Source organism: Parerythrobacter aurantius, assembly GCF_045291475.1.
Classification (GTDB): domain Bacteria; phylum Pseudomonadota; class Alphaproteobacteria; order Sphingomonadales; family Sphingomonadaceae; genus Parerythrobacter; species Parerythrobacter aurantius.
In genome coordinates this window covers 920,626-944,126 of sequence record NZ_CP147985.1, presented here as the reverse complement: position 1 = coordinate 944,126, position 23,501 = coordinate 920,626, and the positions used below count along the sequence as shown (strand labels likewise).

Annotated in this window: 23 protein-coding genes and 1 tRNA gene; 17 read left to right on the top strand and 7 right to left on the bottom strand. The window is 64.7% G+C overall.

From position 1 onward, the window contains the following. The first annotated feature begins 5 nt into the window (after nt 1-5). From WAB17_RS04665 to WAB17_RS04640, 6 genes are all read left to right on the top strand, one after another. Nucleotides 6-458 carry an N-acetyltransferase family protein gene (locus WAB17_RS04665; RefSeq protein WP_435419331.1) on the top strand — a complete coding sequence of 151 codons (453 nt, stop codon included), beginning with the start codon at nt 6-8 and terminating at the stop codon, nt 456-458. A gap of 77 nt (nt 459-535) precedes the next feature. Continuing rightward, complete coding sequence (locus WAB17_RS04660) at nt 536-1,279, top strand: YebC/PmpR family DNA-binding transcriptional regulator (RefSeq protein WP_435418852.1); 744 nt, start codon at nt 536-538, stop codon at nt 1,277-1,279. Between the two features lie 34 nt (nt 1,280-1,313). Beyond that, nucleotides 1,314-1,796 (top strand): crossover junction endodeoxyribonuclease RuvC, encoded by a 483-nt coding sequence (gene ruvC / locus WAB17_RS04655; protein WP_435418851.1) that lies wholly within the window; start codon nt 1,314-1,316, stop codon nt 1,794-1,796. Between the two features lie 134 nt (nt 1,797-1,930). After that, on the top strand, nt 1,931-2,281 hold the full coding sequence (locus WAB17_RS04650) for an ArsC family reductase (protein ID WP_435418850.1): 351 nt from the start codon (nt 1,931-1,933) through the stop codon (nt 2,279-2,281). Further along, nucleotides 2,260-3,309, top strand: a complete 1,050-nt coding sequence (locus tag WAB17_RS04645; protein WP_435418849.1) for a glycerophosphodiester phosphodiesterase family protein — start codon at nt 2,260-2,262, stop codon at nt 3,307-3,309. Before WAB17_RS04650 ends, WAB17_RS04645 begins: the two co-directional genes overlap by 22 nt. A gap of 21 nt (nt 3,310-3,330) precedes the next feature. Next, complete coding sequence (locus tag WAB17_RS04640) at nt 3,331-3,834, top strand: nucleoside deaminase (protein ID WP_435418848.1); 504 nt, start codon at nt 3,331-3,333, stop codon at nt 3,832-3,834. Here the strand turns inward: WAB17_RS04640 and ubiG are convergent. Further along, nucleotides 3,831-4,589 (bottom strand): bifunctional 2-polyprenyl-6-hydroxyphenol methylase/3-demethylubiquinol 3-O-methyltransferase UbiG, encoded by a 759-nt coding sequence (ubiG, locus tag WAB17_RS04635; protein WP_435418847.1) that lies wholly within the window; start codon nt 4,587-4,589, stop codon nt 3,831-3,833. The two genes, WAB17_RS04640 and ubiG, sit on opposite strands and share 4 nt — an antisense overlap. A gap of 50 nt (nt 4,590-4,639) precedes the next feature. On the opposite strand from ubiG, the gene WAB17_RS04630 reads away from it, so the two are divergent. From WAB17_RS04630 to WAB17_RS04610, 5 genes are read left to right on the top strand one after another with little or no spacing between them, the layout of a single operon-like run. Beyond that, complete coding sequence (locus tag WAB17_RS04630) at nt 4,640-5,917, top strand: aspartate kinase (protein WP_435418846.1); 1,278 nt, start codon at nt 4,640-4,642, stop codon at nt 5,915-5,917. A gap of 26 nt (nt 5,918-5,943) precedes the next feature. Further along, nucleotides 5,944-6,924 carry an NAD(P)H-dependent flavin oxidoreductase gene (locus WAB17_RS04625; RefSeq protein WP_435419330.1) on the top strand — a complete coding sequence of 327 codons (981 nt, stop codon included), beginning with the start codon at nt 5,944-5,946 and terminating at the stop codon, nt 6,922-6,924. Nucleotide 6,925: 1 nt separating this feature from the next. Then, entirely contained in the window at nt 6,926-7,780 is an 855-nt protein-coding gene (purU, locus tag WAB17_RS04620) for a formyltetrahydrofolate deformylase (protein WP_435418845.1), read from the top strand. Between the two features lie 28 nt (nt 7,781-7,808). Further along, nucleotides 7,809-8,600, top strand: a complete 792-nt coding sequence (locus tag WAB17_RS04615) for an SDR family NAD(P)-dependent oxidoreductase (protein ID WP_435418844.1) — start codon at nt 7,809-7,811, stop codon at nt 8,598-8,600. A 58-nt stretch (nt 8,601-8,658) separates the two neighbouring features. After that, nucleotides 8,659-9,552, top strand: coding sequence for a dienelactone hydrolase family protein (locus WAB17_RS04610; RefSeq protein ID WP_435418843.1), 894 nt, complete (start codon nt 8,659-8,661; stop codon nt 9,550-9,552). 163 nt (nt 9,553-9,715) lie between these two features. Here the strand turns inward: WAB17_RS04610 and WAB17_RS04605 are convergent, their stop codons facing one another. Then, nucleotides 9,716-10,183, bottom strand: a complete 468-nt coding sequence (locus WAB17_RS04605) for a beta-lactamase hydrolase domain-containing protein (protein WP_435418842.1) — start codon at nt 10,181-10,183, stop codon at nt 9,716-9,718. Further along, nucleotides 10,170-12,317, bottom strand: coding sequence for a PQQ-dependent dehydrogenase, methanol/ethanol family (locus tag WAB17_RS04600; protein ID WP_435418841.1), 2,148 nt, complete (start codon nt 12,315-12,317; stop codon nt 10,170-10,172). Before WAB17_RS04600 ends, WAB17_RS04605 begins: the two co-directional genes overlap by 14 nt. A 124-nt stretch (nt 12,318-12,441) precedes the next feature. Here WAB17_RS04600 and WAB17_RS04595 point away from each other — a divergent pair, with 124 nt between their 5' ends. Together WAB17_RS04595 and WAB17_RS04590 are read left to right on the top strand one after the other, a co-directional pair. After that, nucleotides 12,442-13,440 (top strand): SPFH domain-containing protein, encoded by a 999-nt coding sequence (locus tag WAB17_RS04595; RefSeq protein WP_435418840.1) that lies wholly within the window; start codon nt 12,442-12,444, stop codon nt 13,438-13,440. A gap of 6 nt (nt 13,441-13,446) precedes the next feature. Next, nucleotides 13,447-13,923 carry an NfeD family protein gene (locus tag WAB17_RS04590; RefSeq protein WP_435418839.1) on the top strand — a complete coding sequence of 159 codons (477 nt, stop codon included), beginning with the start codon at nt 13,447-13,449 and terminating at the stop codon, nt 13,921-13,923. A 6-nt stretch (nt 13,924-13,929) separates the two neighbouring features. Here WAB17_RS04590 and WAB17_RS04585 read toward each other — a convergent pair whose 3' ends face one another. After that, nucleotides 13,930-14,871: a complex I NDUFA9 subunit family protein gene (locus tag WAB17_RS04585; protein WP_435418838.1), complete on the bottom strand. Its 942-nt coding sequence runs from the start codon at nt 14,869-14,871 to the stop codon at nt 13,930-13,932. Between the two features lie 168 nt (nt 14,872-15,039). Here WAB17_RS04585 and WAB17_RS04580 point away from each other — a divergent pair. Both WAB17_RS04580 and WAB17_RS04575 read left to right on the top strand, forming a co-directional pair. Beyond that, a tRNA-Leu gene (locus WAB17_RS04580) sits at nt 15,040-15,126 on the top strand. A 165-nt stretch (nt 15,127-15,291) separates the two neighbouring features. Next, complete coding sequence (locus WAB17_RS04575) at nt 15,292-16,515, top strand: tyrosine-type recombinase/integrase (RefSeq protein ID WP_435418837.1); 1,224 nt, start codon at nt 15,292-15,294, stop codon at nt 16,513-16,515. Nucleotides 16,516-16,651: 136 nt separating this feature from the next. On the opposite strand, the gene WAB17_RS04570 is transcribed toward WAB17_RS04575, so the two are convergent. From WAB17_RS04570 to WAB17_RS04560, 3 genes are all read right to left on the bottom strand, one after another. Then, nucleotides 16,652-16,846, bottom strand: coding sequence for a DUF6961 family protein (locus WAB17_RS04570; RefSeq protein WP_435418836.1), 195 nt, complete (start codon nt 16,844-16,846; stop codon nt 16,652-16,654). Beyond that, nucleotides 16,837-17,388 carry a thermonuclease family protein gene (locus WAB17_RS04565; RefSeq protein ID WP_435418835.1) on the bottom strand — a complete coding sequence of 184 codons (552 nt, stop codon included), beginning with the start codon at nt 17,386-17,388 and terminating at the stop codon, nt 16,837-16,839. The genes WAB17_RS04570 and WAB17_RS04565 overlap by 10 nt, the downstream gene beginning before the upstream one ends. Nucleotides 17,389-17,452: 64 nt before the next feature. Beyond that, nucleotides 17,453-18,088 (bottom strand): lytic transglycosylase domain-containing protein, encoded by a 636-nt coding sequence (locus tag WAB17_RS04560; RefSeq protein ID WP_435418834.1) that lies wholly within the window; start codon nt 18,086-18,088, stop codon nt 17,453-17,455. An 87-nt stretch (nt 18,089-18,175) separates the two neighbouring features. Here WAB17_RS04560 and WAB17_RS04555 point away from each other — a divergent pair, with 87 nt between their 5' ends. After that, a complete protein-coding gene (locus WAB17_RS04555; RefSeq protein WP_120324986.1) occupies nt 18,176-19,090 on the top strand; it encodes a DUF7146 domain-containing protein in 915 nt (304 codons plus the stop codon). Nucleotides 19,091-19,165: 75 nt separating this feature from the next. Then, nucleotides 19,166-23,413: a strawberry notch-like NTP hydrolase domain-containing protein gene (locus WAB17_RS04550; RefSeq protein ID WP_435418833.1), complete on the top strand. Its 4,248-nt coding sequence runs from the start codon at nt 19,166-19,168 to the stop codon at nt 23,411-23,413. The last annotated feature ends 88 nt before the right edge of the window (nt 23,414-23,501 follow it).

Below are 23,501 nucleotides of genomic sequence, written 5' to 3'. Positions count from 1 at the left end.
CAGTGATGCGGGTCCGCCATCTCGGTGCGGGCGACCTTGTTGGCTTCAGGGCCATGAATGCGCTGTTTTGCGAGGTCTTCGGTGAACCCGGGCAGTATGCCAGCCGTCCCCCGGACGATGAATACGTCATTGGCTGGCTCGGGCAACCGTCGAACATCGCCCTGCTGGCGGAAGCGGAAGGGCAGGTCGTCGGCGCGCTGGCCGGATACGAGCTCGCCAAGTTCGAGCAGGCCCGGTCGGAAATCTACATCTACGATCTTGCCGTGGCGGATAGCCACCGGCGGCAAGGCGTAGCCACGGCCCTGATTGACGAACTGCGCCGGATCGCTCGTGAACGCGGGGCCTGGACCATCTTTGTTCAGGCCGACATCGTGCCGGAGGACGAGCCGGCCCGCGCGCTCTACCGCAATCTTGCGAGCGAAGAGATCACCGCGCTCCATTTCGATATTGCGCCCTAGAGATTGCCCGGTCCGTCCGGCTTCGCTAGGGGCGGTTGCGCATCCCAACCCACAGGCACAGGACCGAAAACACCGCCATGGCCGGCCATTCCAAGTTCAAGAACATTATGCACCGCAAGGGCGCGCAGGATAAGAAGCGCTCGGCGATGTTCTCCAAGCTCAGCCGCGAAATCACGGTGGCTGCGAAGATGGGCATGCCCGATCCGGACATGAACCCGCGCCTGCGCCTGGCGGTCAATGCGGCCAAGGCGCAGTCGATGCCCAAGGACAACATCCAGCGCGCGATCGACAAGGCGAGCGCGAGCGATGGCGAGAACTATGAGGAGATCCGCTACGAAGGCTATGGCCCGGCGGGCGTGGCGCTGATCGTCGAGGCGCTGACCGACAACCGCAACCGCACCGCCACCAATGTCCGCACCGCCTTCAGCAAGAACGGCGGCAACCTCGGCTCCGAAGGGTCGGTCAGCCACGGCTTCGATCGCAAGGGCCTGATCGAATATCCTGCCGGTGCGGGCGACGAGGAGAGGGTCCTCGAAGCCGCGATCGAAGCGGGCGCCGACGACGTCGAGAGCAGCGAGGACGGCCACAGTATCTGGACCGCTGCGGAAGACCTCCACGCCGTCGCCAGCGCGCTCGAAGCCGAACTGGGCGCAGCCGACAGCGTCAAGCTGGCGTGGAAGCCCAACATCACCGTCGCCATCGACGAAGCGGCAGCGGGCACGCTGCTCAAGCTGGTCGATGCACTCGACGACGACGACGACGTCCAGACCGTCTGGGGCAATTACGAGATCTCCGACGAGATCATGGAGAAGCTGGGGTGACCAAGTCCCCCTACCGCGATCGGGAGGGGGAGGTTTGCTGATCCTCGGCCTCGACCCGTCGCTCAGCTGCACCGGCTGGGGCCTGATCCGGGCGGAGGGTTCGCGCATCGCCCATGTCGCGCATGGCGAGGTGAAGACCGACGCCAAGGCTTCGATTGTCCAGCGGCTGCATCACCTGCACGACGCGGTGCGCGCGGTCATTGCCGCGCACGGGCCCGACCGCGCTGCGTGCGAGGAAATCTTCGTCAACAAGAACCCGCAATCGACCCTCAAGCTGGCGCAGGCACGCGGCGCGGTGCTGGCAGCCTGCGGGGCGGCGGGGCTGACCGTCAACGAACACGCCGCGCGGCTGGTCAAGAAAGCCGTGGTCGGCACCGGTGGGGCGGAAAAGGCGCAGGTGCAGGCGATGCTGAAGGTGCTGTTGCCCGGCGTCGCCATCGCCGGGGCCGACGCCGCCGATGCGCTGGCCGTGGCGATCGCCGATGCCCATCTGTCCTACACGCCCGCATCGCGCTAGGCCCGCCGCATGATCGCTTTCGCTCAGCAGCCGTCCTCCGGAATCCTCCTTGCCGAAACGGTTGCCGGAGGGGCCGGTTTTTTTGGCCCTGGACAGTGTAACATCCGGTCCATCTCCAACATCAGGATACGCGCATGATCCACGTTTACGGCATCCCCAATTGCGACACCGTCAAGAAGGCGCGCGGCTGGCTCGAGGCGCAGGGGGTCGATTACACCTTCCACGACTACAAGAAGGAAGGCGCCGAGAGGGGCCATCTCGAACGCTGGGCCGACCGGGTCGGCTGGGAGGTCCTGCTCAACCGCCGCGGCACCACCTTTCGCGCGCTGGACGATGCCGACAAGGCCGATATCGACCGCAGCAAGGCAATCGACCTGATGCTGCAACACCCAAGCCTCATCAAACGCCCGGTGGCCGAACACGAGGACGGGCAACGCATCCTCGTCGGTTTCGCGCAGAGCGAATGGGAGAATGCCTGGTGCTGAGATGGCTTGCTGCGCTGGCGCTGATGTTCGGAACCTTGCCGGCTGCCGCTGCCGACGACGATGTCCTTGTCATCGCCCATCGCGGGGCGAGCGGCGAGCGGCCCGAGCATACGCTGGCCGCCTATGAACTCGCGATCGAGCAGGGGGCGGATTATATCGAGCCCGACCTTGTGCCGACGAAAGACGGCGTGCTGGTCGCGCGGCACGAGAACGAGCTGTCGGGCACCACCGATGTCGCGGCCCGCGAGGAATTTGCCGACCGCCGCCGCTCGAAGACTATCGACGGGCAACTGGTGGCCGGATGGTTCGCGGAAGATTTCACGCTCGCCGAATTGCGGACGCTCCGCGCCAAGGAACGCCTGCCCGTCATTCGCCCGCGCAATGCGCTCTACGACGGGTTGTGGCAGGTCCCGACGCTGGAGGAAATCGTCAGGCTGGTGCGCGCCAGGGAAGCCGCGACGGGGCGGCGGATTGGGCTCTATCCCGAATTGAAGCACCCGGAATTCCTGCTCCAGTCAGAAGGGATCGACACGGTCGACCTGCTGCTCGCCGAACTGAAGCGGCTTGGCATCACCGCCACAGACCCGGTCTTCATCCAGAGCTTCGAAGTCGGGCCGCTCAAGCGTTTGAAGCAACGCAGCGACTTCAAGCTGGTGCAGCTGGTGAAGGCCGACGGCGGCCCGGCGGACGAGCCGGCGCTGACATATGCCGACATGCTGGCGCCGAGCGGGCTGGCCGACATCGCCGCCTATGCCGATGCTATCGGCGCGGACCTTCGCCTGCTGATGAAGCTGGACGGGACGCCCTCGGCGCTGGTGAGTGCGGCGCATTCGGCCGGGCTGAAGGTCCATGCATGGACGCTGCGAAAGGAAAACGCCTTCCTGCCGCCGCCGCTGCGCGGTGGGGGCGGGGATGCGGGGCGAGGCGATATTGCCAAACTCGCACAAATCCTCCGCCGGACAGGGGTCGACGGGCTCTTCACCGACGACCCGGCACCGGTCGTGAAGGCACTCGCCGGAGCGCAATGAGGCCTCGTACGTTCATGGCGCATGACCGGCACACCAACTGACGACGAGACCTGGATGCGCAAGGCGCGCGAGCATGCCGTGGCGGAAAAGGGCGCCGACCCTGCCGACACGCCGATCGCGGCGATCCTCGTGCTGGACGGCAAGGAAATCGCCCGCGGGGTCAACCGCACCGCCGAATGTTGCGATGCCACCGCCCATGCCGAAGTGATGACCCTGCGCGCAGGCGGCAAGGCTTACGGCGACATGCAGATCAAGGGCGCGACGCTCTATTCGACGCTGCAGCCCTGCGGAATGTGCACCTTCGCCAGCATCTGGGCCGGGGTCAGCCGCATCGTTTACGGTGCCGGTCGTGACGATGTGCACGAAATGTATTTCGAGGATCGCCATCTCTCGACGCTCGATTTCGTCGCCGATGCCTACAAGGACGATCTCGACCTGGTCGGTGGGGTTCAGGCGGCGGAATGCGCCAAGCTGTACTTCCGGCCGTGGGACGATGTTCCGGAAGACATGCAGGCCAACGATTAGGCGGCGCGCGCGCTCAGGATGTAGTTGAGCGACCGGTCGTCGCTGAGGTGCAGACCCTTCGCCACGGAAAAGGCGATGCCGCGCGTTTCTGTGACCGTCAGTCCAAGACCGGCGAGTATCTCGGTCAACTCCTCCGGCCCGATGAAGTCCTCCCAGTGATGCGTACCCTTGGGCACCATGCCCATGGCTTCCGCCGCGCCGACCAGCAGCAGGCGCGATTGCGGCGTGCGGTTGGGGGTGGAAAGGATCATGAGCCCGCCTGGCGCCAGGCGGTCGGCAAGCTGGCCGATGAAGGCGGGTTTGTCAGCGACATGCTCGATCACTTCGAGGCAGGTGACGAGATCGAACCGGCCGAGGCCCAGTTCGCCGAGTTCGCCATGGCGATAGTCGATGGCGAGGCCCGAACCCTTCGCATGGGCCTGCGCTGCCTCTATATTCTCGGCCGCTGCATCTACGCCGGTTACCTTCGCGCCCATCCGCGCCAGCGGCTCGCACAGTAGCCCGGCCCCGCAGCCGATATCGAGCGCGGTCTTGCCCGCCAGCGGCGCGTAGCTGTCGATATCGCCGCCCCAGTGCAGGTCGATCGCCTCGCGGACAAAGCCCAGCCGGACGGGATTGAGCTTGTGCAGCATGGCGCTCGAACCCTTCGGGTCCCACCATTCCGCCGCCAGCCGGCCGAAATGCGCGGCCTCATCGGGCCGTATCGTTGGGGTGCCCGTAGATTTGGTATCGCTCTGGCCGGTTGCATCGCTCATGGCTCCCCCCTAACAGCGCCACGAAGACCAATCCAGAGCGGAGCAAGTCCTTGGCCCGTATCGTCATGAAATTCGGCGGCACCTCGATGGCGGGGACCGAGCGGATTCGCCGCGTCGCCAATATCGTGCGCAAGCAGGCGGCGAATGGCGACGAGGTCGCCGTGGTCGTCAGCGCCATGGCGGGCGAGACCGACCGGCTGGTCAATTTCTGCCGCGAAGCCAATGCGCTGTATGACCCGGCCGAATACGACGTGGTCGTCGCTTCGGGCGAGCAGGTCACCTCGGGCCTCCTTGCCCTGACACTGCAATCCCTTGGCTGCAAGGCGCGCAGCTGGCTCGGTTGGCAATTGCCGGTGCACACCATCGAAGCCCACGCCAAGGCTCGCATCGAGAGCATCGACAGCGACGAACTGCTCGCCAGCATGGCCGAAGGCGTGATCGCCGTGATCCCCGGATTCCAGGGCCTCAGTGAGGACGGCCGGGTCACCACGCTCGGCCGGGGCGGGTCGGATACCTCGGCTGTGGCGGTGGCGGCGGCGATCAAGGCCGACCGCTGCGACATCTACACCGATGTGGACGGGGTCTATACCACCGACCCGCGCATCGTCGCCCGCGCCCGCAAGCAGAAGGCGGTCACCTACGAGGAAATGCTCGAGCTGGCGTCGGTCGGCGCCAAGGTGCTGCAGACCCGCTCGGTCGGCCTCGCCATGAAGGAAGGGGTGAGGGTGCAGGTCCTCTCCAGCTTCGTCGGTGACGATGCCATCCCGGCAGACGATTTGCCCGGCACGATGATCGTGTCGGACGAGGAAATGGAACGCATACTTCAGGAGGGCGATATGGAACGCCAGCTCGTGACCGGCATCGCGCATGACAAGAACGAGGCCAAGGTGATCCTCACCCGCGTGCCCGACCGGCCCGGCGCGGTGGCCAATATCTTCGGCCCGCTGGCCGCGGCCAGCATCAATGTCGACATGATCATCCAGAACGTCGGCCGCGACAAGGGCGAGACCGACGTGACCTTCACCGTGCCGCAGGCCGACCTCGCCCGGGCGCAGGCGCTGCTGGATGACAAGCGCGACGTGATCGGCTTCAACCGCATCATCACCGACAGCAAGATCGCCAAGATCAGCGTCGTCGGCGTCGGCATGAAAAGCCACGCGGGCGTCGCCAGCACCATGTTCAAGGCGCTGAGCGAGCGCGGTATCAACATCCAGGCGATCTCGACCTCGGAAATCAAGGTCAGCGTGATGATCGACGAGGACGAGACCGAACTGGCCGTTCGCGTGCTGCACACCGCCTATGGCCTCGATGCGGAGGAGCCGGCTTGAGCGCCCACCCCAGGACCACCGCGCTGATGCAGCGCGGGATCGACTTCCTCGGTTCGGAGCACGCCATCCTGTGTGGGGCGATGAGCTGGGTGTCCGAACGCAACCTCGTCTCCGCCATCTCCAATGCGGGTGGGTTCGGGGTGATCGCCTGCGGGGCCATGTCTCCCGAACTCCTAGATACCGAAATCGCCGCAACGAGGGCGCTCACGAGCAAGCCCTTCGGCGTCAACCTCATCACCATGCACCCGCAGCTGTTCGACCTGATCGGCGTTTGTCAGAAGCACGGCGTGACGCATGTCGTGCTGGCTGGCGGCATCCCGCCCAAGGGTAGCGTGGAGGCGATCAAGGCTTTCGGAGCCAAGGTCATCGTTTTCGCCCCCACGCTGGCGCTGGCGAAGAAGCTGCTCCGGTCTGGCGGCGATGCACTGGTCATCGAGGGCATGGAGGCGGGCGGACATATCGGTCCGGTCGCGACCAGCGTGCTGGCGCAGGAGTTCTTGCCTGAGCTGGCCGAGGATCACCTCGTGTTCGTCGCTGGCGGCATCGGCAGGGGCGAGGCAATCGCCGGATACCTCGAGATGGGCGCCGTCGGGGTGCAGCTCGGCACCCGCTTCGCTTGTGCAACCGAGAGCATCGCCCACCCCGATTTCAAGAAGGCCTTCTTCCGCGCCAAGGCACGGGATGCCGAGGCCAGCGTGCAGGTCGATCCGCGCCTGCCGGTGATCCCGGTCCGCGCGCTCAAGAACAAGGGCACCGAGGCCTTCACCGCCAAGCAGCTCGAAGTCGCCAAGCTGCTCGACGCCGGCGAGATCGAGATGGGCGAGGCGCAGCTTCAGATCGAGCACTTCTGGGCCGGCGCGCTGCGCCGCGCGGTGATCGACGGCGACGTCGAGGGCGGCAGCCTGATGGCGGGCCAATCGGTCGGCATGGTGACGCAGGAAGAAGCCGTCGCCGACATCATCGCCCAGCTGATGCGCGAAAGCGAAGAGGCGCTTACCCGGCGCTGACATGGCCGAGCCGCTGATCCTGACCCTCTCCTGCGCCGACCGGCCCGGGATTACGGCGCGGGTCACGGGTTTCCTGTTCGAGCAGGGGTGCAACATCCTCGAGGCGCAACAGTTCAACGACCGCGAGGCCGACCGCTTCTTCATGCGGATCGAGTTCGACCCGCTGGGTGCCGATGCCGATGCCCTCCGGGCGGCGTTCCTGCCGCTCGCGACAGAGCTCGGCATGGACTGGAAGCTGGTCCGGCGCGACCGGCGGCGGCGGGTGCTGGTCATGGTCAGCAAGTTCGACCATTGCCTCGCCGACCTGCTCTATCGCTGGCGCATCGGCGAGCTGCCGATCGATCCGGTGGCGATCGTCTCCAACCATCCGCGCGAGGCGATCAGCCACACCCATATCGGCGAGGTGCCGTTCCACCATTTGCCGGTTATCGCCGCGACCAAGTCGGAACAGGAGGCGCAGGTCCGCGCCGTGGCGGAGCAGAGCGGGGCGGAGCTAGTGGTGCTGGCTCGCTACATGCAGATCCTCTCCGACGAACAGGCGGCGCATTTCGCCGGGCGGTGCATCAATATCCACCACAGCTTCCTGCCCGGCTTCAAGGGCGCCAAGCCCTATCACCAGGCGCATGCGCGGGGGGTGAAGATGATCGGGGCGACGGCGCATTACGTCACCACCGATCTCGACGAAGGGCCGATCATCCACCAGGATGTCGAGCCGATCAGCCATGCCGACAGCCCCGACGACCTCGTCCGCAAGGGCCGCGATATCGAGAGCCGCGTGCTGGCCGAGGCGGTGCGGATGCATGTGGAGGAACGGGTGCTGCTGAACGGCCAGCGGACGGTGGTATTCCGGAGTTAGAGACAGAGCAGGTCGCGGAGAGAGAGACATGACCGATTATCCATTGCCCAATGCTTCGATGGACCTCGGCGGCCGGGTGGCGCTGGTCACCGGGGCCTCCTCCGGCCTTGGCGAGCGCTTTGCCCGGGTGCTGGCGAGCCAGGGCGCTGCGGTGGTGCTCGCGGCCCGGCGGCTCGACCGGCTGGAGAAGCTGGCGGCAGAGATCGAGGCGGCGGGCGGCAGGGCGCTGCCGGTGCAGATGGACGCGACCAATGCCGCTGCGCTGGTGGCGGCGGTCGATGCGGGCGAGGCGGCCTTCGGCACGATCGACATCCTCGTCAACAACGCCGGGATGCCTGACGCCCAGCGCGCCCACAAGATGAGCGTCGAACTGGTCGACCAGGTGCTGGGCGTGAACCTGCGCGGGCCGTGGCTGCTCGCCTGCGAGGTCGCCAAGCGGCTGATCGCGGCGAAGAAGCCGGGCAATATCGTCAACATCAGCTCGGTCGCGCATTACCGCTACGACGGCGGCGGGGCTGCGCTCTATGCCGTGACCAAGACCGCGATCGCCCGCATGACCGAGGCGCTCAGCGTCGAATGGGCATACGCCGGGATCAACGTCAACGCCATCGCCCCGGGAATGTTCGTCAGCGAGATGACCGACGGCATGTTCGAGCGCATCGGCGACCCGCGCGAACATGTCGCGCGCAAGCGCGTGCCCGTTCCCGCGCAGATGGATTCGACGCTGCTCTATCTCGTCGCACCGTCGAGCGAATGCGTGACCGGGGCCATCATCCGTATCGACGACGGCCAGAGCGCGCGCGTATTCATGCGCAGCTAGGCGGGAACCGGCGCGCAGGGCTGCGTTGTTCGTCTGAACCATAACGGGGAGACACACGATGTGCGATGAAACGGACCTTGCCGAATGGGATGCGAAGACCGCGGCCACGGGCCTGTCGCGGCGCCATTTCGGGATGCTCGGCGGCGCGGTCGCCCTGTCCGCGTGCACCGGCACCATGGCTGGCGCAGAGGCCGGAGCAGGGCCGGCGAGCGACCTTGCCGAAAGCATGGTGAGCATCGCGACACAGGACGGCACGATGGATGCCTTCTTCGTCCATCCGGCAAGCGGCAGGCACCCCGGTGTGATCCTGTGGCCGGACATCGCCTCGCTGCGCGAAGCCAAGCGCGTGATGGCGCGGCGGCTGGCGGCGGAAGGCTACGCCGTCCTGGTGGTCAATCCCTATTACCGCGACGTGCCGGCAGACCAGTTCGCCGACATGCCTTCGTTCCGCAGTGGTGGCGGGTTCCAGAAGGTCGAGCCCTGGCGCGCCAGGCTGACCGCCGATGCGATCATGCGCGACACGGGATCGCTGGTGGACTGGCTCGACCGTCAGCAGACGGTCGACAAGACGAAAGCCATCGGAACGCAGGGCTATTGCATGGGCGGACCCTTCACTGTCTTTGCGGCGCATGCCCGACCGGACCGGGTCAGGGCGGCGGCCAGCTTCCACGGCGGCGGGATGGTGACCGAGGATGCGAAGAGCCCGCACAGGATACTCGAGAAGGGCACTTCCTATCTCATCGCCATCGCGAAGAACGACGATGCCAAAGCCCCGGGCGAAAAAGACGTGCTGCGCGACGCCGCGTCCGCTGCCGGTGCCACAGCCGAGATCGAGGTCTATGGCGGCGACCATGGCTGGTGCGTGCTCGACAACCCGACCTATGACAAGGCAGAGGCCGACCGCGCGTGGGGCCGCCTGCTGGCGCTTTATGGAACCGCGCTGAAAGGCTAGGGCGGCACTGTTCCAGGCCCGCTCGACAGGCGGAAGGTCACACTAAGTTCACACCAAAATCCGACGCTGCAAAGCGGCGGAATCCGGTCCGGAACGCCCGACAATGTGAAAGAGCCGGCGCCGGGCTAGCAAGACATGGCGGTGTAGGAAAACGCCATGTCTGTCAGCCTTGCAGCAGTGCCTTCCACGGCTGCGCTGCCGGTTCGTCGCTGGTGGGCGGGTCCCACACCCTTGCCATGCGCGCGGCGGCTTCCTGTTCGGGTAGCCCGCGGGCCCGGTCCAGCAGGTAGAAGAAGGCCGTCACCCGGTAGTTCATGATGCAATGAACATGGACCGGCCCCTCGGCCGCCTCGAGCGCAGCCTCGAATGCCGCCACATGATCGCGCGTCGGGGCATCGAAGGGCACCGGGATATGTGTGTAGGCGATGCCCTGCTGCGCCAGCAGCGCCGCTTCGTCCGCCAGCGCCTCGGGATGGCTGTCGAGCGCCAGATTGATCACGTGCCGCACGCCGATCGCCGCCAGCCGCGCAGGATCGCCGGGCAGCAGGCGGCCCGAAGTGGTTATCCCATCGGGCCGCCTTTGCCAGTTGCAGATGTCGGCGGGATCGGTGGTTACCTTATCGCTGGGCAACCTTGCCGCTGCCTTCCAGCACCTTGTCCTCGTTGGCGCGCTTGATGATGTATTCGCGCACCGCGTCGATCTCTTCCTTGGTCAGCGAGCCCTTGAAGCTGACCATGCCGCGATCCTTGAGGATGCCGTCATAGACCACAGCGCTGAAGGCATCCTTGCTGGCGATGGTGGCGGAACGGCGCAGGTCCGGCAGGACGGTGGAACCGACCGCCGCCGGGGCGTGGCACACCGCGCAATAGCGGGCGTATTTGGCCTTGCCGGTGGCGATGACTGCCTCGCTGGCGCGGCTCGGTGGCGGGTCGAGCGGCAGGCTGGCGAGTTCCTTCATCGGCGGCAGCTTGCCGTCTGCTCCCAGCTTGAACACCAGCAGCCGGCTGATGTTCTGCACCGGGCCCTGGTCGTTGACCAGATGGCCGTCGGCGGTAATGGCATAGGCGCCGCCCCAGCCCGCCAGCACCGCGACATATTGCTCGCCGTCGACCGTGTAGGTGATCGGCGGGGCGACGATGCCGGTCTGGGCCGGGAAGCTCCACAGTTTCTCGCCGGTGGCCGAATTGTAGGCGCTGAACTCGCTGCCTGAATTGCCCTGGAACACCAGCCCGCCGCCCGTGGCGAGCAGGCCGCCGTTCCATGGGCCGGGGAACTCGACGGTCCAGCGGGCTTCCTGCTTCACGGGGTCCCACGCCGTTAGCTTGCCCTTGACCGTGCCATACACAGCCCGGCGGATGCCGAGATCGGGCGGGAGGTCGCCAGCGCCCAGATCGAAGCCGACGTTGAAGCCGCGCGCCGTGTCGGGTTTCCAGTTGGCTTCCGGCGCATACATCGATGCTGCCTCGAACGCCGGGATATAGACGAGCCCGTCGGCGGGGCTGAAAGCCATCGGATGCCAGTTGTGCCCGCCCAGCGGCCCCGGCATCACCAGCGCCGGCTTGCCGGTCTTGTCGACGCGGGCTTCGGCCACCTCGATCGGGCGGCCGTTCTCGTCGATGCCCTTGGCCCAGTTCTGCGGGATGTAATCTTCCGCGCTGATGAACTCGCCGGTGGCGCGGTCGATGACGTAGAAGAACCCGTTCTTGGGTGCCTGCATCAGCACCTTGCGTTCCTTGCCGTCGATGGTGATGTCGGCCAGCATGATGTGCTGGGTGGCGGTGTAATCCCACGTCTCGCCCGGCGTGGTCTGGTAATGCCAGACGTATTCGCCGGTATCGGGCCGGATCGCGACGATGCTGGAGAGATAGAGGTTATCGCCCTCGCCGGTGCCGTCCTTGCCCGGGCTGCGATAGGCGCGGTTCCACGGGCTGCCGTTGCCGACACCGAAATAGAGCAGGTCGAGCTCGGGATCGTAGGCCATCGAATCCCACACGGTGCCGCCGCCGCCGATGCCGCTTTCGCTGCCGAGCACGTCGCCCGACCAGGTTTCCGCTGCCTTCTTGAGATATTCGGGATCGTCCGAGCTGTCATCGTCGGGCACGGTGTAGAACCGCCACAGCTCTTCGCCATCGGCGGCGTCATAGGCGGCGATGTAGCCGCGCACGCCGAACTCTGCCCCGCCGTTGCCGATCAGCACCTTGCCGTCGATCACGCGCGGAGCGCCGGTGATGGTATAGCTCTTGCCCTGGTCTACCGTGACCTTTTCCCACTCGACCGCGCCGGTTTCGCGGTTGAGCGCGACGAGCCGTCCGTCGAGCGTGCCGAGATAGAGCTTGTCGTTCCAGGCTGCGAGCCCGCGATTGACGACATCGCAGCAGGCCTTTGCTCCGGTTTCGCCCGGCACTTTGGGGTCGTATTCCCACAGCGGCGTTCCGGTCTTGGCGTCATAGGCCTTCACCTTGCTCCAGGCGGTCGTGACATAGAGCTTGCCGTCGATCACCAGCGGCGTCGCTTCCTGGCCGCGTGCCGTGTCCATATCCGCCGACCAAGCGAGGCCGAGCTGCGCCACATTCTCGCGATTGACCGAGTCGAGCGGCGAGAAGCGCTGCTCGTCATAGGTGCGGCCATGCGAGATCCAGTTGGCGGTGTCCGCGCCGGCGTTTACGAGCCGGGCGCTGTCGATCCCGCCTTCGACAACGGCTTCCTCGCCGTTGCATGCACTCAGCGCAAGCGCAGCTATGGCCGCCAGTGCGAAACGATTCATCGGTCCTCTCCCCTCCGCCGCGACTCTTTCGGTCGCGCATTGCAACCGGTTGTGCCCAAGCATCGCGCGCTTGTCCATGGCCGCAAACCCGCTACTCTGGCCGCATCACTTGTCGGAGGGTTTCATGGAATTCGCACTGGTCGCCTTGCTGTTTCTGTTGCTGGTGTTCCTCGCCATGGCGGTGCGGGTGGTGAAGCAGGGCTTCGTCTACACCATCGAGCGGCTGGGCCGGTTCCACAATGCGGCCGAACCGGGCCTGCATATCCTGATCCCGTTCATCGACCGCGTCGGGCGCAAGATCAACATGATGGAACAGGTGCTCGACATTCCCGGGCAGGAAATCATCACCGCCGACAACGCCATGGTCGGGGTCGATGCGGTGGTGTTCTTCCAGGTGCTGGATGCCGGCAAGGCCGCCTACGAGGTGTCGAACCTCTACCAGGCGATCATGGCGCTCACGACCACCAACCTGCGCACGGTGATGGGCTCGATGGACCTCGACGAAACCCTGTCGAAGCGCGACGAGATCAACGCCCGGCTCCTGAGCGTGGTCGATCACGCGACCTCGCCCTGGGGGGTCAAGATCACCCGGGTCGAAATCAAGGATATCCGCCCGCCGCAGGATATTTCCGAAGCCATGGCCCGCCAGATGAAGGCCGAGCGCCTGAAGCGCGCCGAAATCCTCGAGGCCGAGGGCGACAAGACCAGCTCGATCCTGCGCGCCGAAGGCAAGAAGCAGTCCGCCATCCTCGAGGCCGAAGGCAAGCGCGAAAGCGCCTTCCGTGACGCCGAGGCCCGCGAACGCGCGGCGGAGGCAGAGGCCAAGGCGACGCAGCTCGTCTCGGACGCGATCGCCGCGTCGGGCAACCAGGCGATCAATTACTTCATCGCCCAGGAATACACCAAGGCGTTCGGCAAGTTCGCCGACAGCCCCAATGCCAAGACCATATTGTTCCCGATGGAGGCGACCCAGCTGATTGGTTCGCTCGGCGGGATCGGCGAACTGGTCAAGGGAGCGCTCGGCAGCGACACGCAGACCGTCACCGCCACCACCCCGCTTCCGCCAGCCGCCCCGGTCGACCGCCCCCGCAGTGCCGTGCCGCGCACCGGCGGGCAGGGCTAGGCGGCGATGTTCGACGGGATCGAACCGCACTGGATCTGGGCGGCACTGGGCCTCGTCCTCGCGGCGCTCGAAATTCTCGTGCCGGGCGTCTACCTGATCTGGCTGGCGGCCGCGGCCCTCATCACCGGCGTGCTGACCTTCGTGCTCGACCCCGGCGTGCCGCTGCAGATCGTCAATTTCGTCTCGCTGGCGCTCATCATGGTGTTCACCGCGCGTCGGATGCTGCGCGATGCGCCGCCGTCAGGCGCCGACCCGCTGATGAACCGCCGCGGCGCGCGACTGGTCGGTGAGATGGCAGTGGTGTCGCAGGATTTCGCCGGCGGCAGCGGCAGGGTCCGGCTGGGCGACAGCGAATGGCTGGCCAAGGGGGTCGACATGAAATCAGGCGAACGGGTGCGGGTGACGGGCAGCGACGGGGCCATACTGCTGGTCGCTCCGGCCGATGCGATCGATCCTGCCGGGTCGGCCCTTCCGCCTGCGTGACGCGGATCAGGCCAGCGCTTCGTTGAAGCGGCCGTGCTTGCGAAAGCGGACCATCCAGTCGTCGAGGAACAGGCCCAGCGGCTTGGGCTCGACTCCCAGCTTCTCCAGCCCCGGTAGCTTGCCCGAGGCGACATTGCCGGCTTTGAGCATGGTCCACTGGTCGCGGCTCATCGGCGTCAGCGGCAGCGCGGCGAAGGTGGCGCTGGCGAAATCGGGCATCGGGAAGAAGGCGCGATTACGCCGCTGGGCCTCGGCGATGCGCTGGTGGATCTCCAGCATGGTCAGCACTTCGGGGCCGGCCAGCTCGTAGGTCTTGCCGCCATGCGAGGCCGGGTCGGCCAGCGCAGCGGCGACGGCTTCGGCCACGTCGTCGACGAAAACCGGCTGCATCTTCGCCTCGGGGCCGAATACCGGCAGGGCGGGCAGGCTAGCGATCAGGCCGGCGAACATGTTGATGAAGCTGTCGTCCTTGCCGAACACGACCGACGGGCGCAGCACGGTGGCTTTGGGGAAGGCATCGAGCACGCCTGCCTCGCCCATGGCCTTGCCGACGGCATAATCCGTCTGGCCCTCGGGATCGGCGCCGATGGCACTGATCTGGACGAGGGCCTGGACGCCTGCTTCTGCCGACAGCCTAGCGATGGTGCCGGGCGCCTTGCCCATCAGCGCGATCTGGTCACCGTCGAAGGCGCCGACCAGGTTCACCACGGCATCGGCCCCGGCCAGGCATGCGGCGATGCTCTTCTCGCTGAGGATATTGCACCGCGCAAACTGCAGCTGCCCGAGGTTGGCGAGCGGCTTTAGCGTATAGGCCTTTTCCGGATGACGGCTGGCGATCCGCAGCCGCGCACCGCTTTCCAGCAGCGCCTGCGCCACATGTCGCCCGAGAAATCCCGAGCCGCCGAAAACGGTGACGAGCTTGTTGGCGAGGGGGGAAGGGCTGGGCATCGGTAAGCTATCCTGTTTCGTGAATCCGCCGGGGCAGGCGCGCGTTCGCCATGCCTCAACGCGCGAACACCCGCAACCGTTGCGACATCACCGTTGACAGGCCGCGCGACTCTTCGTAGTGGCCCGCCCCTACCCGCGGCCCGGACCACGATGACCGGACGCAAGTGTGCCCAGATGGCGGAATTGGTAGACGCACCGTCTTCAGGTGGCGGCGCTCGCAAGGGCGTGGAGGTTCGAGTCCTCTTCTGGGCACCATTTGTTCTTCTCACGTTCTCCCAAATAATCTATAAAACCCGCAGAAATCCTAGGGATTTGGCCCTTGGATCGTTCCGGATCGTCCCGCCTGTTCTCGGGGGTTCCAGACACTTTTGTGGGCCTTTTGAGGCCGTTTCGCAAAGGCCCAGATGAAAAGGCCCCCACATGCCGCTGACAGATGCTCGCATCCGCGCACTCAAGCCCAAGGATAAGCCGTACAAGGTAACCGATGAACGCGGCCTATATGTTGAGGTCACGCCGACCGGCGGCAAACTTTGGCGATTCCGATACCGGATCGGCGGCACGCAAAAGAAGCTCTGCATCGGCAGCTATCCCGACATCAGCCTCAAGCAAGCGCGAGACGCGGCCTACGAGGCACGACGAGCTGTTGCTTCTGGGGGCGACCCGGCCTTTGAGAAGCGGAAGCGGAAAATCCGCGCCGAGTTTCTTTCTGCACAGACGTTCGAGGCAGTCGCACGTGAGTATATTGAACAGATGATGGTCCAGAATGGCCGCGCCGATGGCACGATCGTCAAGGCCAATTATTTCCTCGACAAGCTTGCGCCTGCCATCGGTAACCGACCCATCGACGAGATCGAGCCGTTCGAAGTCCTGGCTCCTCTCAAACGACTGGAAGCCACTGGTAAGCACGAGACTGCGAAGAAATGCCGCTCGTTCGCAGGCCGCGTGTTTCGCTACGGTGTTGCTACCACCCGCTGCAAATCCGATCCGACCAGCATGCTGAAGGGCGCTCTCGTAACGCCGAGAGCCACGCATTATGCAGCAATCCTCGAACCCACCGAGCTAGGCGGGCTGCTGCGCGCAATCGACGACTTCACTGGCTACATGGTGACGAAGTTAGCTTTGCAGATAGCGCCGCATGTGTTCGTACGCCCCGGCGAACTCCGGCACGCCGAATGGCATGAGATCGACCTCGTCGATGGGGTCTGGAAGATCCCTGCCGGTAAAATGAAAGCGCGCCGAGCGCATGCCGTCCCGCTTTCCAAGCAGGTTAGAGGCTATCTCACTGATCTGGCCGAGATGCTCGGCCGCGAAGGATATGTCTTCCCGTCTGCGCGCAGCTCCAAGCGTCCCATGAGTGAAAACACGCTCAATGCCGCATTTCGTCGCATGGGATATTCGAAGGAAGAAGTCACCGCTCATGGACTCCGGGCGACAGCATCGACATTCCTGAACGAGTCGGGCCTTTGGAATCCTGATGCGATCGAGCGTGCCTTGGCACATGGCGACAGCAATGTTGTGCGTGGCATCTACCATCGCGGCAAGCATTGGGACGAGCGCGTGCGGATGGCTCAATGGTGGAGCGACTACCTCGATGAGCTCCGGACTGGAGGCAAGGTCATCATGGGGAAGTTTGCGAAGGGTTGATCGGGAGATCGAATTTCTTCTCAGCCAGTGCAGGATTGAAGGCTCAGGACCAGCCCTATCAGGGACACTGACGCGAGCAAGGCAAACTCAATTCTGATGCCCCAGACCTTAAGCCACTTCCGCATCGTGCCGAGCCTCAGTTCATAGAGCTTTGGCAGCTAAGCTGATCGAAGCGCTCAGCAATAGTCTTCCACGTTGCTATGCCTGCCTCGTCCCCTTCGTTGGATAGCCGCTGGATTTGCTGCGCGATATACGCGGTTCCCTCTTCGCCATGGTTCTTTTCGACCCAGAGCGCGACGGCCCACAATTCCTGATCGCGGTTCAGCACCATGGTTCACGTCTCCCGGTCCAGGTTCGCGCCAGGCCTTCGCTGACCAGCTGATCGCCAAGCGAGCGGCCGCCGCGCGTTACAACCCGCAATTTGCGACCGTACTGATCCTCGTCTCTGCTACCGATGGTCCTCAGTTCAAAGGGCCCGCCATTCAGCAATTCGACAAGGCGGTGCGTCGCGCGCATGCCGAGCTGGTATTCATAGTCGCAACGAGGCTCGCCGATCTCGGGAGTGTCGATGTCGGCAATCCGGATCTTCACGCCATCAAGCCAGAAAGTATCTCCATCCACGACGCATGTGCGCCGGATGGATCCGCAGATGTCGAATTGTGGGGAGCTTGCTTGCTGGAATAAAGCCTGAGGCTGCTGATCGTCGTTAGCAAGGCTGGCATCATGGACTGGCCAGTTCAGTGCCAGCATCCCTCCAGCAAATACGATCGCGAATGCTCCCAAACCCAACGCGATCTCCTTTCTCAGCTTCCGGCGCTTCTGTGCCTTCAACGCCTTGCGAAAATCAAACGGCTCACCGGGGGTTTCATTCACTGGCGTTGTCCGTCTTCATTCCGGCACATGATTTCAGACAATAGCCGGAAATCAGGTAGTTTCGTCAATTGTACGTACCAATTGCTTGCCAACGTCCCAACACAGACCGGACATATTGCGGCGTTTCACCATTGTTGGGAATGCCGCGTGATCGGGAGACGGCACCTGGGCCAGCATTGTAAGCTGCCAAGGCCAGGTGGACCGCGTCGAACCGGTCCAACATATCGCGAAGGTACCTGGCGCCACCGTCGATCGATGCAAGAGGGTCGTGACGGTTCCGGACGCCCAGTTCTCTCGCCGTGGCCGGCATAAGCTGAGCCAGCCCGGCAGCACCGGCTGGACTAACAGCCATCGGATTGAAGCGGGACTCAGCCCAGATAAGAGCTCGGAGCAGGTTGGTCGGAAGCCGGTAACGGCGTTCAGCCTCGGCTATCGCCGCCATATACAAGCCTTCCCGGTAGGATACGTTTGCTGGCTCGGCGTGGTAGATTGCAGGAAGATATTCCCTGGCCGGCTGCTGGTCCTTCTTCGGCGGAACGATCGCGTGCTCGAACAAGGTGAAATCCTGGGCGCGAACTTGCTGTGAGGAGGTCGCGATCATCCCCAGACAGGCGACCGCTAGCGCGGTCAGACAATTGAGGCAGTTCATCTCGACTTGTGCTCCATTGATTCGAATCGAAAGAGAACATAAAAAGAACATGTGCCTGTAGGAAAGCCGCGAATGCCTGCCTTTGGGAGAGGAGAGGAACGCTGATGAGGGGGCCACTTTGCATGCTGAGGAGCTCGCATGTCCCTGTCTGTCCAAACTCATCCCAACCGGTCGCTTGCCGAGACCGCCCGTCGCATTTGCGAATCGCGAGGGGGCAAATGGTCCGGCACAAAGGGCATGGCCTGTTGCCCCGCGCATGATGACCGCACGCCGTCACTCGGTGTGTCGCTCGGCCGACAGGCCATCCTCTTCCACTGTTTCGCGGGATGCGATCAGCAGAGCGTGCTGGCTGCTCTGGCGCGTGAAGGTTTCGAGGCACCGGCGCTTTTTTCAGGTTCTGCGACCACCAACGAACCCGAATCGACTAGCACCTGCAAACCCTCGGCGGTAGCGCTGAGGATCTGGCGCGATGCACAGCCACTGCGTGCCAGTCCGGCAAAGGCATATCTTGAAAGCCGCGGCATCCTCGCCGCATCTCCGGCGCTCCGCTTCCATCCACGAACGCCGCTTGGCCCGAAAGGACGGGCCCGCTTTCTGCCCGCCATGATCGCGGCAGTCAGCCTCGACGAGGGCCCGATCGCCATCCACCGCACGTTCCTGTCTACCGAGGCTTCAGGCAAGGCCGCTTTCGAAAAGCCGAAACGCGCGCTCGGCGCGCTCGGTGAAGCTGCTGTTCGTCTCTTCGCTCCAGTTTCCGGCAAGCTTGGCCTTGCCGAGGGGGTCGAGAGCGCGATGTCGGCCTATGCTCTCACCGGCATTCCCGTCTGGGCGACCCTGGGCAATGAGCGCTTCGGTCTCGTCAGCGTGCCTGAGAGCGTGACCGAGCTTCACCTCTTCGTCGATCACGATGCTGGCGGCGAGCTGGCCGCGTCGCGTGGCCTGGCCGCTTATGCCCGCGAAGGGCGGACGATCCACGTTCGCAAACCATCCTCACGCGACACCGACTGGAACGATGAACTTACAGCATGGCTGCGCCGCAAAGCGGCGCGGTAGAGGAGAGAAAGCTTCTCGAATTCCTGATCCGGCAGAGGGCGTGTCCCGATGCCCCCATCAGGAGGACGAATTGCCATGTTTCAATCAGACCTGTTTCCCGCCGGCGAGCAGTTGCCGTCAGAGCCACTGGCCTATGCCATCGGCACCAGGATTGCCGCGCTTCTCGCCTCGGGTCGTCACCTGACCCGTGCCGACATTTCCGGCCTGTTCGCCGAAGAAACCGGCGGCAGGGACTGGGGATGCGCCTGGACCATCGACGACTACAACAACGCCGTCGAGATCGGCGCACTGCTCTGGCTTCGACAGTCTTCGCGCATCGATCTTGCGACCAGCGTTCATGAAGCAGAAGCGCGTTTCGACTGGCTCGAAGCAGCCTTGCCGCCGCGGCACGTTCGCAGCGAAGCACAGGTCGAGCTTCAGCAGTTCTCGACCCCGCCAATGCTGACCTGGCTGATGGCAAACGCTGCAGCAGTTTCTGCGCACGACACGCTGCTCGAGCCGTCCGCCGGCAATGGCGCCCTTGCCCTTTGGGGCAGCGTTCAGAACGCTTCGCTGCTACTCAACGAGATCGATCCGGCAAGACGAGATGCCTTGGCCCACATCTTCTCTTCGGCCACATTCACTGCGCACGACGGCGAGCTGATCGCCGACCTGCATCATGGCCCTGTTCCGTCGCTCGTAATGATGAACCCGCCATTCGCCCGCAGCCAGGAACGCGGCAAGGACGGTGCGGCGGCGCAGCGCCACCTGCGCAGCGCGATCCGGGCTGCTGCCAGTGGGGCGAGGATCGTCGCGATCATGCCCGATGGCTTTGATGCTTCCACGTTCGCCAAAGCACAGGACGAATCGTCGTTCCTGCTCAATGTCCGCTTGGAGCAGATGTTTCGCCGGACAGGGACGGCGATCGCCGTTCGTCTGGTCGTGATCGACAAGACTCCGACTGCGTCCTCGTCAGCGATCATCGGAGATACCGCCGACCTCATCTTGCTTCACGAACTTATCACTGCGCTTCCGCCACGCGTACAGACCTCCGCCAACATCCATCGCCTGCCAGTCGGCAAGCCAGTGCGCCTCGTTGGCAATAGCTCAGCGGATTGCGCGCCGGTCCGGCCGTTGGCGCCGTTCGCCGCGACACCAAGAGCTACAGCGAATGCGATCGACCTTGCCTATTCGGTCCTCGCCGACCCCGCGCCTGTGCCCGAACAGGCAGGCATCTACCTGCCTTACCGGCCCAGCCGCATCGCCTTCGAAGATGCTCCGGTCCATCCCACCCCGCTCGTGGAATCGGTCGCCATGGGTTCGGTCGCGGCACCGCAGCCCGATGTTTGCCCGCGCCTTCCCGCATGTTGGCAGGCCGATGGCCTGCTGTCCGAAGCGCAATGCGAGACACTGGTCTACGCTGCCCAGGCATTTGCGCGCGATCTTCCGGGTCAGTTCAAGGTGAGCCAGGAAGGCACCTCGCTGGAACTCTCCGAGGACGGACACTCCTACCGCCAAGGCTTCTTCCTCGGCGACGGAACCGGAGCGGGCAAAGGACGGCAGATCGCCGCGGTCATCATGGATCGCTGGCTCGCAGGCGAGCGGCGTCATGTGTGGATCACCAAGAATGAGGCTCTGCTCGAAGACGCTCGCCGGGACTGGGAAGCGCTTGGCGGGCTGCCGCTCGATCTCCAGCCGCTCTCGCGCTGGAAACTCGGCCATCCGGTAACGATGTTCGAAGGCATCCTCTTCGTCACCTATCCGACGCTACGCTCGGGACGCGCCGAAGATACGCGCCTTGACCAGATCCTTGCCTGGGCGAGCGAGGATTTCGACGGCGTGATCGCTTTCGACGAAGCCCACGCCATGGCCAATGCGCTCGGGGGCTATTCAACCCGCGGCAAGGTCAAGGGCTCCGAACAAGGGATGGCGGGCCTCAGGCTGCAGAACCATCTCCCGCGCGCCCGTGTGCTCTACGCATCGGCCACCGGCGCTTCGGATATCGCCAACCTCGGCTACACGTCCCGGCTTGGCCTCTGGGGACCCGAGACGGCTTTCCCGACCCACGAGGCCTTCATGACCGAAATCCGCGCTGGCGGGGTCGCGGCGATGGAACTCGTCGCCCGCGACCTCAAGGCCCAGGGTCTTTATCTCGCTCGCGCATTGTCCTTTGCAGGCGTCGAGTACGAGATCCTCGAACACTGCCTGACCGACGCGCAGGTGCGGATTTACGATGCCTATGCTGATGCCTGGGCGATTATTCACCGCAATCTCGAAGCGGCACTGGAGGCAACGCGGGTGGTCGACGAGGACAGCGGCGATGCCCTCAACCGCAATGCCAAGGCTGCGGCGCTGTCGATCTTCGAAGGCACCAAGCAGCGGTTTTTTGCCCAGCTCCTGCTCTCGATGAAACTACCGAGCCTGATCCCCGCGATGGAAGCGGCGCTTGGCGAGGACCATTCGGTGGTCGTGCAGCTGGTCTCGACCGCCGAGGCCATGCTCGACCGGCGCCTTGCTGACCTTACCGTGGAAGAACGCGAAGCGCTCGATATCGATCTGTCCCCTCGCGAATACGTCATCGACTACCTTGCCAAGAGCTTCCCGGTGCGCCTGATGCAGGTCTTTTCAGACGAGGATGGCAATCTTCGCTCCGAGCCCATGAGCGACGACGAGGGCAATCCCGTTTTCTGTCCCCGCGCCATTGCCGCGCGTGATGCGCTGATCGAACAGCTCTGCGCGCTGCCGCCCATCGCTACCGCGCTCGACGCCATCATCGAGCACTTCGGAACCGAGGCCGTGGCCGAGGTCACGGGTCGGACCCGAAGGCTGGTCTTGGGGCGCGATGGTCAACAACGCCTCGAACGTCGCAGCCCCAGCGCCAATGTCGCCGAAGCGCAAAGCTTCATGGAAGGAACCAAGCGCATCCTGGTCTTCTCGGATGCGGGCGGCACGGGGCGTTCCTATCATGCCGACCTGGGCGCCAGGAACCAGCAGCGCCGGGTCCATTTCCTGCTCGAGCCGGGCTGGCGCGCCGACAATGCGATCCAGGGGCTCGGTCGCACCAACCGCACCAACCAGGCCTCCGCCCCACTGTTCCGCCCGGTAACCACCGACGTGAAGGGCGAGCGCCGGTTCATCTCGACCATTGCGCGCAGGCTCGATGCATTGGGCGCGCTGACGCGCGGCCAGCGCCAGACCGGCGGACAGAACCTGTTCGACCCGGCAGACAATCTCGAAAGCGATTACGCGCGCGACGCGCTCAGCCGCTGGTTTCAGCTGCTCTATGACGGCAAGCTGGAGGCCACGAGCTTCGGCAACTTCGTCGAGCGCACCGGCCTCCGGCTTGAAAGCCCCGATGGCGGGCTGATCGATAATCTCCCCACGATCCAGCGCTGGCTCAACCGCATCCTCGCGCTGCCGATCGCGCTCCAGAACGCCATATTCGAGGAATATCTTGGTCTCGTCGAAGCGCGGATCGAAGCTGCGCGTGAAGCCGGAACGCTCGACCAGGGACTGGAAACTGTTAGGGTCGATCACTTCACGGTCCTCGCCGATGAGCTCCTTCGTACAGACCCCGTGACCGGTGCCGAGACCCGCCTCGTCTCGCTCGAAGTAGCCAGGCACCTTCGGCCTCTGCGCTTGCAACGCCTGGTGCGGATGCACGAGATCGGCAGCGCGCACGCGATCCCCTTGCGCAATGCGCGCTCGGGCAAGGTCGCGCTGTCGGTTCCGGCCCGGCGCCTCATCGCCGACGACGGGGCCGTGGTCGAACGCCGACGCCTTCTGCGTCCGCTCAATTCCGCGAACTGGACGCTTGAAGCACTTGGTGAGAGCCACTGGGAGGAAATTGGCGTCACAGCGTTCACCAGCGCCTGGCTGGCCGAGGAAGAGGAAGCGGCCAAGTCACCGGTGACCGAGCGCGTCCATCTCGCCACCGGACTGCTGCTTCCTGTCTGGAAGCGCCTGCCCGGCGATCATGTCCGCGTCACCCGGCTCGTTGCCGAGGACGGCCAGTCGATCATCGGTCGCGAAGTGCTCGATATCGATCTCGCCGCAATCGCCGATACCTTTGGTCTTTCCGGAGTTACCGGTCCGGCGCCGGACCAGATTGGCGACCTCGTCCTCGAAAGCGGCAAACCGCTGGACCTTGCAAGCCACGATCCGCTCACCGTGAAGCGCTCGCTGGTCGGAGGCGAACAGCGCCTTGAACTGACCGGATTTTCGCCCGATCGGCTCGACTGGTACAAGGGCAAGGGCTGCTTCACCGAGATCATCCGCTACCGCACGCGGCTGTTCGTGCCGGTGTCGAGAGCCTCGTCCGTCCTCCCTGCGCTAGCCGCCTGATCCCTCGGGAGACCCCAATCTCGGAATGAGAGTGGAGGGAGCCCTTTGGGCTTGTGGGCCAAGTGATCCTCACTGGCGCCTTCATTCC